A 17,702-nucleotide genomic window follows, 5' to 3' on the forward strand; every position below is an offset into this window, starting at 1 on the left:
CGCTGGTTTCAAGGTCATGAGTCTCTACCAGACCCCCTCCCTTCAGAAAGCCCTATATCTCTGCTTTTTTTGACTACTACAAAAGAAGCTTTTCTGTTGGAGACGTAAATAAACTTTGCTCTTTGTCTCCATTTTAAGCAGCAATCAAATTTTACGAGCTTCTGTCTCTTCTTCTATGGCAGTAACTTCAAACTTTTTTCCTTTAGCTTCATCTACAATTTGCTGATAAAGATTGTTTCATCACTGAGAGTTTTGCAATCAATTGCTCAGAGGTTTGCAATAAAAGTTGTTGTATTCTCATATAGTCTCCATTAACCCCTTATACTCACCACAAGTTGTTCAATCTTTTTTGAAAAATTTTCTTTGCAACCAACAAAAAAACATGATAGACTAGCTTTAGGGTTTTTTGTAATAAATAAAAATTTGAGATAAAAAATAATTTAGAAATGCCTCATAATCGATTTTTAAGCTACCTTACATGAGCAACTTAGGTCTTGGTGGTATAATTGTACCCTGAAGTCGTAGAATCGTTTTAAAACCGCATTAGCAGACCAACGTTTATTTGAGTTTTATCAGCATAAAAAAAAGATGAGAGTAAGAGCCTTTTAAAAACGCACTAATTGTATTTTTCATTAAATGTAAATATCTTAATAATATTTTGTGGCAGCCTTTCTGGACTTCTTTCTTTTTGCTGTTTAAGTTATTGTACTTTATTTGTATTTTACTATTATTTTATATTATCTATTATTATTTATTACTATTATATATATATAATATATAAGGGTTTTAGGAACGCAGAATCCGCTATACTGGCTGACTTCAGACACATAATAACTAGGAACACTTTTAGGAATAGAGGGCAAAAGGTTAGGATTCAAGCGATCTTTAGCTTCCTAGTTTCTCATTACTTATTTAGTAACCAAGGAATCAGGAATATAATTCAACCATTTGATGTCTTATCCCTTTTTAATTGAAATCATAACTTATAATAGGGTTGTGGCTCCGAAGTTAGATTGAGTAGATGGTAGATTGAATAGAGAAAATAGGGCAACTCTAAAATATTTAAAGAGCCACCCATAAAGAAAGACTTATCCTAACATTAAATTTTGCCTATAGCTAAAATCTTCAGCTCCAAGAGTGAACTTTCCTATACCACAAGCAAATGGTCCAGTTGGAATGTCAAGCCACTTATCCTCTTTTGCACCTGTAGACATTCCTTTAACTAACTGCTTTGCTTGTAAAAGTTCCTGAACTATACGCTCTAGTCGATCTCTTCCCATACTGTGGAAAATCTCAGGTAGCCTATGCCGTTGTTTATATACTCCTGTGCTTCCTGTGTGAGTAAATGGGTGTCCTGCAACAGCAGATCGTGTAATTGCATCAGTAAGACATATTTTAAGGTCTTTTTCACTAGCATTTTTAACTGTTAGTTGTATTGTTATATCTTCTAGTAGCCCTGTTTCCTGATTTCTTAGGTAAGTTCTTACAGTGCGATCAGCTAAACCATTGGCCTTCACAACTGCCCCATGAAACAAAGCATTCTGTCTTGGTGTTTCTCCTACTGCCTTAAAGATTTCTAGCCTAGCTGTATTTTCTATTGGCCAAAAAGCGTATGAGCATCTAACACCATTAACAAGAGCAGAGGTACCTCTAATTGCATCGCGTGCTTGTTCAGCAGTTAATATTGGTTTTTCTCCTTTTGGCTTTCTCATGTGATGAGCAGTAATTATCGAAGCTCCAGTACTACATGCTAAATCAGATAATAAGCACATTAGATAATCCCCTACAGCAGGATCAGCATTTATATCTGCATGGATAAATGAAGCAAGTGGATCAAATACTATCAATTTCAGATCTTTAATTTCCTCGAGCTGTTTCATTACGGATTCGAATTCAGGAGAAACTTCGACGATTTTACCACGAACATTTCTGAGTATTGTAAGTGATCCTCTGACGTTTGGCAGTGGTACAATAAATAATTTATCTTTATGTTTCAACCTTTCACACTTAGGGTCGAGTCGTTCTAAGCGGCGGTGTATCTCACTTGCATCATCTTCTGCTGAAAAAATCACTACTGATCCATGTTCAGTAACAAGTGAACCAAAGCCACACATCTGATCCTTATCACTTGCAACCTTAAGCGCTAGGTCAAGAAGAAGCATACCTTTGCCTGTATCTCCCATTGCTGCTATTATTGAAGTAACACCTAAAGGAAATAGACCTTCAACAAGAAACTTTTGCTCTGGTACCGGACCTACAAAGCGCTCTGCACTCCAATCTAAAATGTTAAGTGGCTGTTTTGTGGATCTTTCTAAACTTTTCATATTTGAAGTATCAGTAGCTGGAGTATCAATAGTAAGCAACGGAGTTGAAGCTAAAAACTCTTTGACATCTATACCTTCCTCTACACAATCAGCAGCATCCCATTTCTCAGGCTTACCTCGAGGAATTTCAAGCACAGCAAGTGATGCAACTCCGATCTCTAAAAGCTTTTTTTCAGCATTTTTTGCGTATTTATTACCTGCTTCATCATTATCTGGCCAAATGATAATATGCTTACCTTTAAGTGGTGACCAGTCTGTTTTATCAATTGGTGCGTTTGCTCCAGACATTGCTGTTGTTGCTGTGATACCTTGTTCTATCAGCGCTTCTGCACATTTTTCCCCTTCAACCAGAACAACTTTATCAGACTTTAAAATACTTGGTATGTTATAGAGAGGTCTTACTTTTGGCGCACCATACCGAGATTGTTTAACATCAAAAGGCTTATATTGCTTTTTTCCTTTAGGAGGATCAGAACGATAAATTTTTACAATGACCTGACCATTTTCATCATAATAATTCCAACTGTGGGTAATAAATTTCTCGAAGTCTTCGTCAGCCTTTGCGCATTTCTTGTTATATCCAAGACATTCACTTATAGAGGCCATCACTTCACAAAAGTCTCTCTTTGTATCTTTTCCCTGTGCACCTGCCCAAATATCAAGAACATCACCTTTCTGCCCAGTTGCAAAATCCTGCCAGAGTCCGGCTTTTCCACCAGTTAATGCTACTCTGAGGCTTTGTCCTTTGTTACCATGCACATCACCTATTCGGAATTCATCTCCATGAAAAGTTCCCCTTGGGAATAAATAAGAAAGGCATGATCTTATGTTTAATAATAGTTGTCTTTTTATTTCTTCTACATCAAATTGCTCTAATGGTTCTACAGTATTATTAAAATCATAATATTCATCATTTAAAGTATTTTTTTGTTTGACATCAGTTAAAAAATCTTGTACCATAAGTTGAAACTCCTTTTAAGATTAAGCGTTTGAAAGGTTTTTGAGTAAGGCTGTTTTGATTGGGGTCTTACTCTTTCATTATGTAAGTAAAAACTACGGTGGGGGTTCTCTTGGCAAAGCTTGAAAAATATATTAACAAGTAAAGGAAGTCAGTTCAGGTGAAAAGTGAGGTTTTAGTATCTTCTTTCTTTTAAGGAAAAATACTCTATTATAATTCTACTACATTTTACTCACCATGTCAACCACTTAGTTTTTATTCTGTTGATATATTTAAAATAAATTAAAAAAACTAATGTTTTCTTTCTGCTATATAATTCATAATGGTGTCTTTGATAGAAAACCCTCTACTATATATATACCGGGTTTCTTATGACTTTTTCTGAAAAAATTAAAAACTTTTTTCTTTGGAGGAGTTTGGCCTACCTATTAATGATAATCTTTTCAAGCCATCTGTAAAAATGAAAAGTTTCTGAAAACGGCAATTACTTTTTGGTTCATGAATAGAATTATTAAAGATGCTTTTTATTCAAATTTTAAAGGGCATTACAGGTGCTAAAGGGTACAGTTTAAAGTGGAATCACTTTAAGAGGTTGTCCGGAAACTAGTAAATTCAAGCATATTCCCTCTTTAACATAACCCTACTCATAGCTAGGTATATGAAATTCTCAGTGGATGTTGTGAGTAAATCATACTCCTTCGATAGCCTTCTATTCCTATTAACCCAAGCAAAAGTCCTTTCTACAACCCATCTTCTTGGCTGTACTTTAAACCCTTGTTCTCTTGTTGGTAGTAGCTCAGGTGGCGTATCTTTGTGCACCCAAAATCTACATGGAGGCCTTTTAACAATTTCAATATCTATGTCATATTCTTCCTTTATGTGATTCTTTAAATTTCTTCCTTGGTATCCCATGTCAGCCCACATTTTTTTAACTTTAGTATATTTTGTTCTCATATTGTTTAATGCTATTTTAATACCATCTCTATCATTTTCGTTAGCAGCGCCTACGTAACAACCTAGTATAAAACCCTGAGTGTCTGTAATTATATGCCTTTTTCTACCCTTTACTTTTTTACTTCCATCATAGCCTTTGATCCCCCCTTTTCTGTAGTCTTTACAGATTGACTATCTACTATACAGGCACTCGGCTGCTCATTCCTTCCTATTTTTCTTCTACTATATTTTGTAATTTCATAATTCATTTTCTCAAAAATTCCCTGCTTCTTCCATTGCCTGAACTGCTCATACACAGTCTTCCATAGCGGAAAATCATTTGGTAAATACCGCCATTGACACCCTGTACGCAATACATAGAAAATTGCTTCTAATATTTCTCTTTTGCTATACTTTGGCGGCCTTCCTCCTTTCTTGTATGATACTCTGAAGTGTTTTTCTATTCTTGCCCATTCCCTTTCGCTTAGATCTGTTGGATACTTTTTTCTCATCTTTACCCCGTACTAAAATTTCAGATATTATAGCCTTTTACTTGTTTCCGGACAACCTCTAAAACGTAATTACAGGCTTTTTGCCTACCAATGAGACATAAAGTACGAAATATAAATCTTTGTCTCTATTTTGAACTATTAGCGGTAGTTAGCTGGTTCTTTACATTAAATAACTCAGCTATATTATAGTGCATTTTTTATATTAACTAAATCTCTTAATTGATCGTTGTTAAATTCTGTAATCCAACTCTCGCCACTACTTATAGTTAGGTTTGCTAATTCCTTCTTGCTTTGAATCATCTCATCAATACGCTCTTCAAATGTACCTGTTGAAAGTAGCCTGTACACCATGACATTACGTTCTTGCCCGATACGATAGGCCCGATCTGTTGCTTGTGCTTCCACTGCTGGATTCCACCATAAATCGTAATGTATTACATGGTTTGCCGCTGTTAAATTAAGCCCTGTTCCACCAGCTTTTAAAGACACTATAAGAATGTTGGACTGGAATAAGTTTTGAAAGTCATTAATCATTGTATCACGTGCTTTTCTAGAAAGTCCTCCATGTAAAAATGGCACTTCTGATTCAAACCTTTCTTCAAGTAGCCTAGCTATAATCTCACCCATTTCAGTGTATTGAGTAAATATCAATGATTTTTCTGCAACTTCACCAATACTAATCAATATTTCCTCAAGCATCTGCATTTTACCGGATTGTTCAATACTCGCACGCTTTTTCTTGCCAAACTGTGATGGATGGTTACAAATTTGCTTTAAAGCATTGATAAGTTTAAAGATTAGTCCCTTACGTTCAATCCCTTCACTTTTTTCTATCTTCTCCATAGTTGTATCAACAACCTTTTGATAAAGCGCTGTTTGCTCTGAAGTGAGGGAACAATAACGATTGTTCTCAATTTTATCTGGTAAATCCTGAATAATGCTTTTATCACTCTTAAGCCTACGTAACATAAAAGGGCTAGTGATTTTCATAAACCTTTCTAGACAAGTTTTATCTCTTGCTTTTTCAATCGGTGTTGCAAAGCTGCTTTTAAACTGCTTAGGAGTACCAAGATAAGATTTGTTGATAAAGTCAAAAATGCTCCAATACTCAAGCAACCTATTCTCAACAGGCGTACCACTCATAGCTATCTTATGTTTTGCTGCAATAGTTTTAATTGCCTTGGTTTGTTCGGTATTAGGATTTTTTATATTTTGTGCTTCATCAATCACGAGCAAAAACCAGCGAATTTTATTAAGTTCTTTTTTATCACGACGTGCAAGACCATAGGATGTTAGAGCTACATCATAATCACTTGCCAATTCTCGATTTTGTCCGTGATAGACGAAAAGCTTTAATTCTGGTGCAAAACGTTCCATCTCTCGTTGCCAATTACTTAATATGCTTGTGGGAGCTACTACCAAGACTCTGTCCCGATCCAAAAACCCTGTATTTTTGCAACACAGAATAGCTGCTATAACCTGTAATGTTTTACCAAGACCCATATCATCAGCAATTATGCTACCAAACCCGTTTTCTATGTTCTGTACAAGCCAACTAAATCCACGTTCTTGATATGGGCGTAGTTGTGCTATTAGATTATTTGGTGTAGTAACAGGTGTGTAAGTATTAAGTTTATTAAATAAGCTTGTAAGCTGCTGGTCAAATGCTACTTTAGTTTCATTTACTTTTCCTGTTAGAGCAGCTTGCATAAGCTCTGCTTGACTTAAATAATCAGGCAATTTATCAAGTTTTTTTAATAAAGCTTCTACCTCTTTGTCATCCAAAAGGACGTACTGATCGACTATTCGCACAAGCCTTCGGGAATCTTTTAGCAATTTTTTAAATTCTGTAACGCTTAGTTTTTTATCTCCTATTGCTACTTTCCAATCAAATTTCAATAAATTTTCCAGCGTTAAAAAGCTTTCGCGATCTTCTTTTATTTTATCTTTAGTAGACAAATTAAGACTTAATTGTGGTTTTAAGATTTTTTGTAAAGATTTCGGCAAAATAACTTTGATGCCTATTGCTCTTAGTACAGGCAAGATATGCAAAAATAATGGTGCAAAATTATCTAAATTAAATGATAATGTGCTATTATCGTCAATCGACTTTTCTAGTTCAGGTATATATTCAGACAAAAGTGCAAGATCAGATAAAATACTAAGCTTTACGTTTTGATTAGAGAGTGCTTTTTCCAGCTTGATGAATGACTTCTCATCATCCAGTGATAACTGTACCTCAAGTTCAAATTTTTCATGGTGATCTTTTATCATTAAATAGAGTTTGTAAGGTTTATCTGCTAAATAAAGACGTGAAAGCCAGAGATTAATTGCTTGCGGTATTTCCTTGTTGCTAAACTCAGTAAACTTGTATGATCTTCCAGTAAAGAATAATTCAAAGATGGATTTATCTCTATGCTTATCCAGTGATGCAGGAAAGTTATCTTCTATATACCCTAAAAGGATGAGAGAGATAGCAACATTTACTTGTTCCTCTGGTTCCATAACGATTTCTTGATATTTAATCAATAGAGGCGGACAAATAGATGATATCTTGCTATGAATTTCCTTAACTGACTCATTAAACAACGCCGGAATCCACCTAATTATTACTTCTCCTCTTTTGTTTTGTAATACTTGTGGTATTAGCGCTGACTTTTCCATTAGCATATGTGCAAACTGTGAAATCATATGCATGAAGCGAAGTTCAGGGTTAAGTTTGTGGAGTAACGAACTAGGAATATCATTTAAAAATCGTGCTACATCCCTCAATACATTTCCACTGAGCCTAAATAAATTAGTTGTACCATTGCTCACTTGAGTAAGGTAATGCTGATCATCAATGAATAGTTGAAATGTTTGCCAATTCTCAATATTTCCCCATCTTTTAATAAATAGCTCCTCTTCTGATAGTTCCTTCTTAGAAGCTGGATAGTACACTAATCTTCCTGCAGGATACTTTTGCCAATGCTTATAAGCTATCTGTAAGATATTATGAAAGTTTTTTTCAAAAAAAAGTGGATTATCTGTTAAAATACTACTGATACAATCAAAAAGGTTAGGAATAGTTGATAAATCAATATCATTTAAAATTGCTTGGTTATGTATTCTAATTTTAGAACATGCCTTAAATATATCATCTATCTTTAAAATGTTTTGAGCATTTTCTAATTTTCCATTCCCAAAATCATCGATAAGTGCTGACAAATTACAATTATGAATATTAAAAATCATGAAGGGGTTTTTATCAATTTCTGCAGCAATAAGATAAATTACAGCAGCAATGTGTTTACAAGGCATAGCCCAATCAGGACAACTACAACTTGCATTCATCTCCTGCCAATTTGAAGGAAATAATTTAATCCCAAGATCATTAAGCTTATCAAACAAGCTGGCTGATAATTGTCTATTTATCAATTTAGCTAATATAGCTGGTGAAGTTTCAATAATTTGACGAATGGTCTGTTGTTCTGATGAGCTTAATTCATTGAGTATAATTTTGACTTTATATGGTTGAGGTTTTGAACCACGATATGGGTAAGATCCTGAGCTATGAACTTTAGCTGTAACTATGTGACCATTAATTTTAATACCAAAAGCTCGACCAGTATTAGCACAAGTTCTGCCACGTGGAAGACGGTTATCATAATCTATTCCGTCAAAAGACTGGAGCCACTTCTTACCCCACCATGTTCTTCCATAAATAGTCATCTTGTAAAACTATATATTTTAACCTAGATAAGCTAGATGCTGATTCTATGGACGATTTTCTCTGAATATGCAAAACTCATCTTGAACTACTACAAAATGTTAATTATAACAACAGAGAGGGCAAAAGCAATAAACACTTATATCAAAGGAAAAATTGATTAAGGGAAAAGTGAAACTTTTTAAAGGTTGTTTAATACCTTTACACCTGTGATTGTAGCACTAATGTTGTGCGATAAATGTACAGTGAAAATGTCATCAGAAGTTACCCAATTATTGAGTAGTTTTTTTTACGGCGTCAAGACTCTTGCCAGCATAGAAAATATCAGTTCCTATATAAATATCCTTATGGGCTAAAAGAAACTTCTATTGGTTGATAGAAAACAGAAAAAAACTATTTAAAAAGTATACTCAACAATATAACAAGGAAGCATAAGTTAGGAAAAGTAGTAGGCCGTTGATAAGGATTTGCCTATTTTCTCGATCAACTAGCTTTTGTATAAGTACTGATGGGTCAATATAAATGAGTAGTTCTGGGAAGCTTACTTTATCGGCTAATCTATATTAGCGTCATAGAGGATTTATATATTTCAAGCATGTTAATTATTTTTTCTGGATCATTTAGGAAACTATAGTAGACTTTACAACTCATTAATTATCACTTAACTTACCTCCTAGTAAGTTCTTGAGTTATGTATGGATAACACGTTGATAATATTAGCAGCAGGAAAAAGCAGTAGAATGAATTCACAGTACTCAAAAACACTACACCTAGTAGGAAATTTTACTCTTTTAGAGCATATAATTCACAATGCAAAACCGCTGAGTTTAAAAAGTCTATCAATTGTCATTAGCAAGCCTTTTCTAAAGGAGTTAGAAAGATTTAGTACCTTAAAAGATATAATTGATAAATATAATATAAAATTGATAATTCAAGAAAATATTACAGGTACTGGCACTGCAGTTAAAATTGCCCTAGAAAGCCTGGAGCGGTTATCTGACCAAGACATAGTTTTAATACAGTACGGAGACACCCCGTTTATATCTAGTGATACAGTTATGAGAATGACTGATTGTTTAAAGTGTAATAATAAAAATTTAGTTCTTCTTGGATTTAATAGTCAAGATAAGCAATATGGAAGATTAGTAATTGATGATAATGACAATGTTCAAAAAGTCTTGAAAAGTGAAGATGAAATTCTTCTTGCAAACTCTGGAATAATGGTTTCATACGCTAAAGATCTTTATACCCTAATAAAAGAAGTAAAATTTAATGATTCGACCAACGAATGTTGTCTTAATGATATAATACCCATTGCAGCAAGCAATAACTTACGTGCAGGTTATGTAGTCGCTGACGAAAAGGAAGCAATGGGGGTAAATAACAAAGAGGATTTGGTCAAAGCAGAACGTTATTTTCAGGCAAATAGAAGAAGACAACCAACCCTTCTTTCATAACTATATTTTTTTATTCATTGATCCTTAATTTAAGTTGACATTTGTTTTATACTAGTTTTATAATGCTTTTTAAGTCTTACTTGTAAGATGATAGGTGTGAAAGATTTTCCTGGTTGTAGTGAGAGGGACACATGGGAATATTAATAACAGGTGCTGCAGGTTTGATAGGATCGGCTTTAGTAGAAAAGTTAGAAAAGCAGGGTTATGAAGTAATAAGCTGCGATATTAGGTTTCGCGACAACCCACTCAGTTTTTTTTCAGAAGATATAATGCCGCTACTCGCTAAGTGTACGGGGGTTATTCATCTGGCTGCAATTTCTAGAGTTATACATGGTGAGCTTTATCCTGAATTGTGCCAAAAAGTTAATGTCGATGGTACAATCCAATTCTTAGAATTCTGCAAGTCGCTTCCGAATAAACCATGGTTTATATATGCAAGCAGTAGAGAAGTATATGGAGAACAAAAGGAACTACCAGTTGCAGAGTCTGCTAGTATCAACCCAATAAATAATTACGCCAAAGGTAAAGCATTTATTGAAGAACAAGTAATAAATTTAAAAGGTTCTAACTTTAATGTAGCAATATTACGCTTCTCAAATGTATATGGTGGTTTACTAGATCATAGTAGTAGAGTAATTCCTGCACTCTGTATCAATGCATTGAAAGGCGATCCAATTAGGATAGAAGGTAAAGAATGTGTTTTTGATTTTACCTATTTGGATGATGTTATAGAGGGTATATACTTAACTGTTAAATATTTACAAAACGAGAAATCTTCTCTTCCTGCTATTCATCTTACTACTAATAGCCCATGTACTTTAGAAAACTTAGCAAAAACAATATTAAAAGTCACGGAAAGTGATTCTAGAATTGATTTTTATCCTCCAAGAAATTTTGACGTAACTAAGTTCCATGGTGATTTTACTAGAGCTAAAGAGCTACTTGGTTGGTCTCCAAAGCATTCATTAAAAGTAGGATTAGGTAAATTTATAAAAAGTCTACAAAACAATACACAAGAATATCCTAACAATATAGATATGGTAATATATGAAAATATTAAAAGTTATTCATGGTTACCCTCCTTATTATAGCGCTGGTTCGGAGGTTTACAGCCAAACTCTTGCCCATGAACTAGCCAATAATAATGAGGTACAAATATTTACTAGGCATGAAAACAGCTTCTTACCTGATTTCCATTATACTATAGCTCTGGACTGTAGTGATTCCCGGATCTTACTGAATTTAATTAATATACCTACAACTAAATATCGTTACAAATTTATCAATGAAGAAGTAAATATAAAATTTAAAAGAATAATAGATAACTTTCAACCAGATCTTATACATTTTGGTCATCTTAATCATCTATCAATTACTTTACCAGAAGTTGCTTTTAAAGAAAATATACCTACAATTTTTACGCTACATGATTTTTGGTTAATGTGTCCAAGAGGAAGATTTATTCAACGTAATTCTGAAGATTTGTTACGGCTTTGTGATGGACAGAAGGATCAAAAATGTGCAACCCAATGTTACAAGGGGCATTTTACAGGAGATGAAGAATTCTTGAATTCAGACTTAAATTATTGGGAACAATGGGTTGCAACTAGAATGAAGCAAACAAAGAAAGTAGTGGACTATATAGATTACTTCATTGCTCCGTCAAAATTCTTAATGGATAAATTTACTCAAGACTTTAATGTTCCGATAAACAAAATTTCTTATCTTGATTATGGTTTTGATCTAAATCGTCTTAAGAATAGAAATAGGGTGCAAGAAAAAGGGTTTATTTTCGGTTATATAGGTACTCATACTCCCGAGAAAGGTGTTGACCTATTATTGAAGGCTTTTTCTCGCTTATCATCTAAAGCAAAACTTAGAATTTGGGGAGCGGCAAGGGAAGAAACTAAAACTTTAAAAGCGATTGCCGATCAGTTTCCACATGCTGTTAAAGAAAGGATAGAATGGATGGGAAGTTATAACAATAAAAATATAGTTACTGATGTATTTAATAAAGTTGATGCGATAGTTGTTCCTTCAATTTGGGGTGAAAATTCACCATTAGTAATACATGAAGCACAGCAACTGAGTGTACCAGTAATAACGGCTGATTATGGTGGCATGGCAGAATATGTAAGAGATGGAATAAACGGACTATTATTTAAGCATAGAGATACAAATAGTTTGTCAGAAAAAATGCAAGTCCTATCTACAGACCAGGAATTATACAGTGAACTGACCCAAAGAGGCTATCTTTATACTAAAAATGGTAATGTACCTTCTATAAGTGAGCATACTGAGAAACTTAACAAAATTTACCGTAATGTTATTGAAAATAAAGGCAAATCAGTGGCTACAAAACCTGGTCCTTGGAGAATTACTTTTGATACTAATCCAGATTACTGCAACTTTGCTTGTGTAATGTGTGAATGCTTTTCACCATATAGTAAAGTTAAAGAGGAGAAGAAAGCTAAAGGGATAAAACCCAAGATAATGTCAATAGAAACTATCAGGAAGGTAATTAAGGAAGCAGATGGAACACCTTTAAGGGAAATCATTCCTTCTACTATGGGTGAGCCTTTAATGTATAAAAGCTTTGATGAAATAATCAATTTGTGCCATGAGTTCGGCCTGAAGCTTAACCTCACGACCAATGGTTCTTTTCCTATTAAAGGAGCTAGAAAATGGGCTGAACTATTGGTACCAATTTTATCTGATGTTAAGATTTCCTGGAATGGGGCAACTAAAGAAACTCATGAAAGAATCATGAAAGGTTCAAAATGGGAAGTAGTGACAGAAAATTTAAAAACTTTCCTTGAAGTTAGAGATAAATACTTTAGCGATACAGGTGAAAGGTGTACCGTTACTTTACAATTAACATTTTTAGAAAGTAATTTACATGAACTTTACGACATAGTTGAGATGGCTATAAAAAATGGCATAGATAGAGTTAAAGGACATCATCTTTGGGCACATTTTAAGGAAATTAAGGATCTATCTATGAGGAGAGATGAATTAGCAATTAGTAGATGGAATACGGAGGTGGGAAGGTTATATGAACTTAGGGATAATATGCTATTGCCAAATGGTAAAAAGATAAAATTAGAAAATTTTACGATCCTTTCTCAAGAGGGTATCAAGGATTTGGCTCCAGGTGGTCAGTGCCCATTTTTAGGTAAAGAAGCATGGATAAACAATGAAGGCAAGTTTAGTCCCTGCTGTGCTCCAGATGAACTACGCAAAACATTAGGAGATTTTGGCAATGTTAATGAAGTTAAACTGGAGGAAATATGGCAAAGTAGCGAGTACCTAAACTTACAAAAGAATTATTTAAACTATGAATTATGCAAAACATGCAACATGAGAAAACCATTAGTCAATTAATGAAAGATAGTGAGTACCTTAAATCTATTAGGGTTTCCCCCTGTGAAAGGTTTCACCAATTGTCAGAAAATCCTTTGTACAAAAATAGATTTATTAGAGTTGATAAATTTCACGAGCCTGGCCTTGCACCAGTTTATGATGAGACAGGCGCTTATCACATCGATGCAATGGGAGAAGCAATTTATCGCGACAGATTTTTAAAAACTTTTGGATTTTACTGCAATAGAGCAGCCGTAGAAGATGACACAGGGTATTACCATATTGATCCATCTGGATGTAGAGTATACAAACATTCGTATCAATGGATTGGAAATTACCAAGAAGATATTTGTGTGATTAGAAAGCATGATAAGTTTTTTCATATTGATTTGAACGGCAATAGAGTTTATGAGCAAGAATACAATTATGTTGGGGATTTTAAGGATGGTATCGCTGTAGTCCATAAAGATGGTAAAGCTACACATATTAATAATCATGGAAAGTTAGTACATAATAAATGGTATAAAAAGCTTAATGTTTTTCATAAAGGATTTGCTATTGCAGAAGATAAGCATGGCTGGTTTCATATAGATATTAATGGCAATCCTGTTTACCGGCAAAGATTTAAAATGGTAGAAGCATTCTATAATGGCATGGCAAAAGTTGAAACTTTTGAAGGTGTATTAGGACAGATCGATATTACCGGAAACGTAAAGTTTAGTATTTTTGATTTAGATAAAGAATCTCAAGTGCATAAGATTTCTGCAGAACTTTCAGCCTTTTGGAAAACTTACCTCGCAAATGTTGCTATTGAACTTGATTTGTTAAATATCTTACCTGCAACTATGCCAGTTTTATCTCAAAAGTTAAATATTATCGTTCCAAATCTAGAAAGGCTGTTAAGGGCGTTGTGGGAAATAGGGTTTATTGATTACGATAAGAACAAGGACTTATGGCAACTATCATCAAAAGGTAAGTGTTTTAAGGAAATACCATTTTTGCCTAAAGCAGCAGCAATGTGGGCAAGGGTTGCCGCTGAAAAGAATTGGTTAAAAATTGCCGATATATTAAGGCAGGAGTCAATATCTTCATTTGAATCTTTTAAGGAGAAAGAAACATCAGAAGACAGGAAAATAGCGTTTTACCAAGCATTGCTAGGATATTCCAGGTTTGACACTAAAGAGTTTAATTCTAGGGTTAATATAGATGGTGCTAAAAATATATTGCTATTTGGCGTACACTCTTTATTTCTTGCTTATTCTGATATACACAATAAAGGTTCTATAGGCTTATATTATTACAACGAACATAAAGTGCCTAGGCAGGCAGTAGAAGATTTAAAAATTAAACTCATAACTCAAGAAGAATTATCAGCTACAAATTATGAATTAGGTGTCTTTTGCCGCTTTCTGCAGCATTATGATGATAATAAGGTATTGTCTTATTTAAAATTGGTAAAAAATAAAGGAATACCACGCGTTTTAGTGATAGAAACTATCCTAGATTACTACTCCCCAGTGGGAGGTTCTGTAGATATTAATGTAATGGTTGAAACAGGGGGTAAACTAAGGACATTGAGCGATTGGAAAAGAATACTAAAACAAGTAAAAGGGCTTAAAATTTTTAGTATTGTACCTTTAACAGATTATTTATCAGTTATTGACATTAGGTGTTAATATATGAAAGCATTGCAAAAAAATGGTTTTTTTATTATCAAAAATCTAGTTCCTTTAGAGTTAATAACTCAGTCTTTAAATGATATAATAAGCAAGATATCAAAGTTATCTCAAGAATTAGGTGTTTCAACTTCTGACTATTTAAACTGCACTGGAAGATGGGGTACATCATCTCAGGTAACTAGAATTGTATCTCAAGTATTAGATAAAATTATTAAAAATTATCTTGAAAAGTCACTTCAATGCCAGATACTGCAGAAAAAATCAAATGTTATATGTAAAACTGCTGATTTAATAGATGCAGTTCCCTTCCATCAGGACATCTCTTATAGCTTTAATGACCCTTATCATTTTTCTGTTTGGCTAGCTTTGAATAATGTCAATAAAACTTCAGGTGCACTACAAGTTATAGAAGATAGTCACAACTGGAAAATACAGCCTCTAGTTGATTTTTGGCATCCATACTTTTTGGATCAATACTCGGATAACCGGGAAAATTATAAAATTAAGTCACTACCTATTTCAGCAGGAGATGCGATAGTTTTTGATTCACGGTTATGGCATGGTAGTGATAAGAATATAGATGCTAAAGATAGGTTTGCTTATGTTACGAGATGGGTTGTAAAAGATAAAAGTCTTCCTTGTGTGCCAAAACCTCAGCCTTCAGTTTTTGGTATATTAAACTGTGGTGCATTAACAGAATTTATACTGAGAGAATACTTATCATTATTTCGTCGCCAGGAAAGTATAAAAACAAAAAATATGGAAGAACTTATTAAGAGCTGGTTAGCCTTTATTACAGACACAACTACAAATATTTCTGAGGTCAACACTGCTGAAGCTAAGCGAGATTTATATAAGCTACTTATTCTGAATCAAGCGTCAGCACTACATGATGCTGGAGACATTTCAGGAAAAATATACAAAAATTTATGGTTTTCACTGCTTGTATTTCTCAATAAAAAAGTCAATGTGGTGGAGCTAGCATTATAAATGAACAAAAGTAGAGTTGGTAGTTTCAAGTATATATTGGTGTTCATTTTGAATATCTTATCCAAGTTTAAGCTTAATGTGCTTGTAATGTTCCTGGTTGCCCTAGTAGTGGCTGTTGATTTATCTTTTAGAAAGTATTTAGTAAAAAATATCTTAGATACAGCTGTAAAATATCAAGAAGGTAATGTAATTGAAAATCTTTTATTACCTGTAAGCGCTTATGTTTGTATGGCATTACTTATTACTACTGCTTTTAGATTCTATGGCTATTTTGTTGACATTCGAATGTTTACCTCAATGCGTCAAAAAATAGCTGATATGTCTTTTTACAGGCTGCTTCAGCAAGACCATTCCTATTATCAAAACAACCTATCCGGAAGTTTAGTATATAAGGTCAGTAACTTAATGGATAGTGTGATAGAGCTAATAAGACTGCTTATAGACTGTTTCTTTAGTTATAGTATAGCATTAATCTTGGCTATTTATACTTTATCACTAGTAAATATAAAGTTTGCAATAGCTACATTCATTTGGGTGAACATTTTTATTTTGATTTCGGTTTTCAGTTTTCGGGTGCTTACCGGATTAGCCGATGATCATTCTAAACAAAGTTCACAAGTAATAGCGGGTATAGCCGACAGTATTTTAAATGTTATATCAGTAAGGTTATTTTCTCGGCAAGCGCATGAGAGGCATAAATTTTTTCAAGTATGCAAGAAAAAAACTATTGCAGAAAGAAAATTACAATGGGCATACTTTTGGCTTTGGTTTATATATGGCTATTCATTTGATATACTCCAAGCAGTAAACTTGTATTTTTTAATTCATGATTATCAATTGAACAAGATTGCAATAGGAGATATTGCTCTTGTACTTGGAATTAATATATCGATTATAGAGTTTCTTAACCATCTAACTAGGAATCTTACCCAATTTTCTACTCATTTCGGCAAAGTTTCAGATGCATTGCCAATCTTGACTACCGTACCAGAAATTCAAGATAAGGAAAATGCTAAAAAATTAAATTTATTAAGTGGAAGAATAACGTTTAATAATGTTTCTTTTTCTTATGAGGGTCAGAAGTCATTATTTCAAGATTTTTCAGTTACCATTAATCCTTGCGAAAAGGTAGGTCTAGTTGGTTATTCTGGAGGTGGTAAATCTACTTTTATAAACTTAATCATAAGGCTATTTGATGTTAAAAAAGGTAATATACAGATTGATAATCAAGTAGTATCGGAAGTTACACAGAGTTCTTTGAGGCAACAAATATCTGTAATACCTCAAGAACCATTGTTGTTTCATGATACTATTTTAGCAAATATTATATATGGTAAACTTCAATCTACTATCGAAGAAATAATAAGAGCTGCAAAGCTGGCTGGTATTCACGATTTCATTATGACTCTACCCGATCAATATGAAACTGTAGTCGGAGAAAAAGGCATAAAGCTATCTGGAGGGGAAAGACAAAGAATAATCATAGCGAGAGCATTTCTAAAAAACGCTCCGATATTATTTTTCGATGAGCCAACTAGTCAGTTAGATTCTATAACAGAGAAAACAATTCAAATGAGTTTATTTAAGTTGATGGAAAATAAAACCACCATTACTATAGCACACCGTATTTCTACACTTTTACATATGGACCGAATTCTAGTATTTAACAAAGGAAAAATTGTCCAAGATGGTAAACACGCTGAATTAGTTTCTAAGCAAGGTCTTTACAAGGAACTTTGGAATGCTCAAATTGGTTGTTTGAATGGCAAAAAATAAG

At 33.7% G+C, this 17,702-nt stretch carries 9 protein-coding genes; 6 read left to right on the forward strand and 3 right to left on the reverse strand.

From position 1 onward, the window contains the following. Positions 1 to 1,088: 1,088 nt before the first annotated feature. The 3 genes from EA652_RS05235 to EA652_RS05245 all read right to left on the reverse strand — a co-directional run bounded on the left by EA652_RS05235 (position 1,089) and on the right by EA652_RS05245 (position 8,438). Positions 1,089 to 3,284, reverse strand: coding sequence for an AAA family ATPase (locus EA652_RS05235; protein WP_006280189.1), 2,196 nt, complete (start codon positions 3,282 to 3,284; stop codon positions 1,089 to 1,091). A 610-nt stretch (positions 3,285 to 3,894) separates the two neighbouring features. After that, a protein-coding gene (locus EA652_RS05240; RefSeq protein ID WP_094189578.1) for an IS5-like element ISWpi1 family transposase occupies positions 3,895 to 4,727 on the reverse strand; the annotation gives its coding sequence in 2 pieces (ribosomal slippage) (positions 3,895 to 4,358 and positions 4,358 to 4,727; 834 coding nt in all). A gap of 183 nt (positions 4,728 to 4,910) precedes the next feature. Next, positions 4,911 to 8,438 carry a DEAD/DEAH box helicase gene (locus EA652_RS05245; protein ID WP_012673201.1) on the reverse strand — a complete coding sequence of 1,176 codons (3,528 nt, stop codon included), beginning with the start codon at positions 8,436 to 8,438 and terminating at the stop codon, positions 4,911 to 4,913. A 693-nt stretch (positions 8,439 to 9,131) separates the two neighbouring features. Between EA652_RS05245 and EA652_RS05250 the strand changes: the two genes are divergently transcribed. The 6 genes from EA652_RS05250 to EA652_RS05275 all read left to right on the forward strand — a co-directional run bounded on the left by EA652_RS05250 (position 9,132) and on the right by EA652_RS05275 (position 17,701). After that, positions 9,132 to 9,893 (forward strand): NTP transferase domain-containing protein, encoded by a 762-nt coding sequence (locus EA652_RS05250; protein ID WP_012673202.1) that lies wholly within the window; start codon positions 9,132 to 9,134, stop codon positions 9,891 to 9,893. 131 nt (positions 9,894 to 10,024) lie between these two features. Then, positions 10,025 to 10,984, forward strand: coding sequence for an NAD-dependent epimerase/dehydratase family protein (locus tag EA652_RS05255; RefSeq protein WP_006280064.1), 960 nt, complete (start codon positions 10,025 to 10,027; stop codon positions 10,982 to 10,984). Beyond that, complete coding sequence (locus EA652_RS05260; RefSeq protein ID WP_006280065.1) at positions 10,941 to 13,277, forward strand: glycosyltransferase; 2,337 nt, start codon at positions 10,941 to 10,943, stop codon at positions 13,275 to 13,277. Before EA652_RS05255 ends, EA652_RS05260 begins: the two co-directional genes overlap by 44 nt. Continuing rightward, positions 13,238 to 14,932 (forward strand): WG repeat-containing protein, encoded by a 1,695-nt coding sequence (locus tag EA652_RS05265; protein ID WP_006280066.1) that lies wholly within the window; start codon positions 13,238 to 13,240, stop codon positions 14,930 to 14,932. The genes EA652_RS05260 and EA652_RS05265 overlap by 40 nt, the downstream gene beginning before the upstream one ends. Before the next feature lie 3 nt (positions 14,933 to 14,935). Further along, positions 14,936 to 15,925, forward strand: a complete 990-nt coding sequence (locus EA652_RS05270) for a phytanoyl-CoA dioxygenase family protein (RefSeq protein ID WP_006280067.1) — start codon at positions 14,936 to 14,938, stop codon at positions 15,923 to 15,925. Further along, positions 15,926 to 17,701: an ABC transporter ATP-binding protein gene (locus tag EA652_RS05275; protein WP_006280068.1), complete on the forward strand. Its 1,776-nt coding sequence runs from the start codon at positions 15,926 to 15,928 to the stop codon at positions 17,699 to 17,701. The last annotated feature ends 1 nt before the right edge of the window (position 17,702 follow it).

Origin of the sequence: Wolbachia endosymbiont of Drosophila ananassae, from assembly GCF_008033215.1 — a bacterium.
GTDB classification, from domain to species: domain Bacteria; phylum Pseudomonadota; class Alphaproteobacteria; order Rickettsiales; family Anaplasmataceae; genus Wolbachia; species Wolbachia pipientis.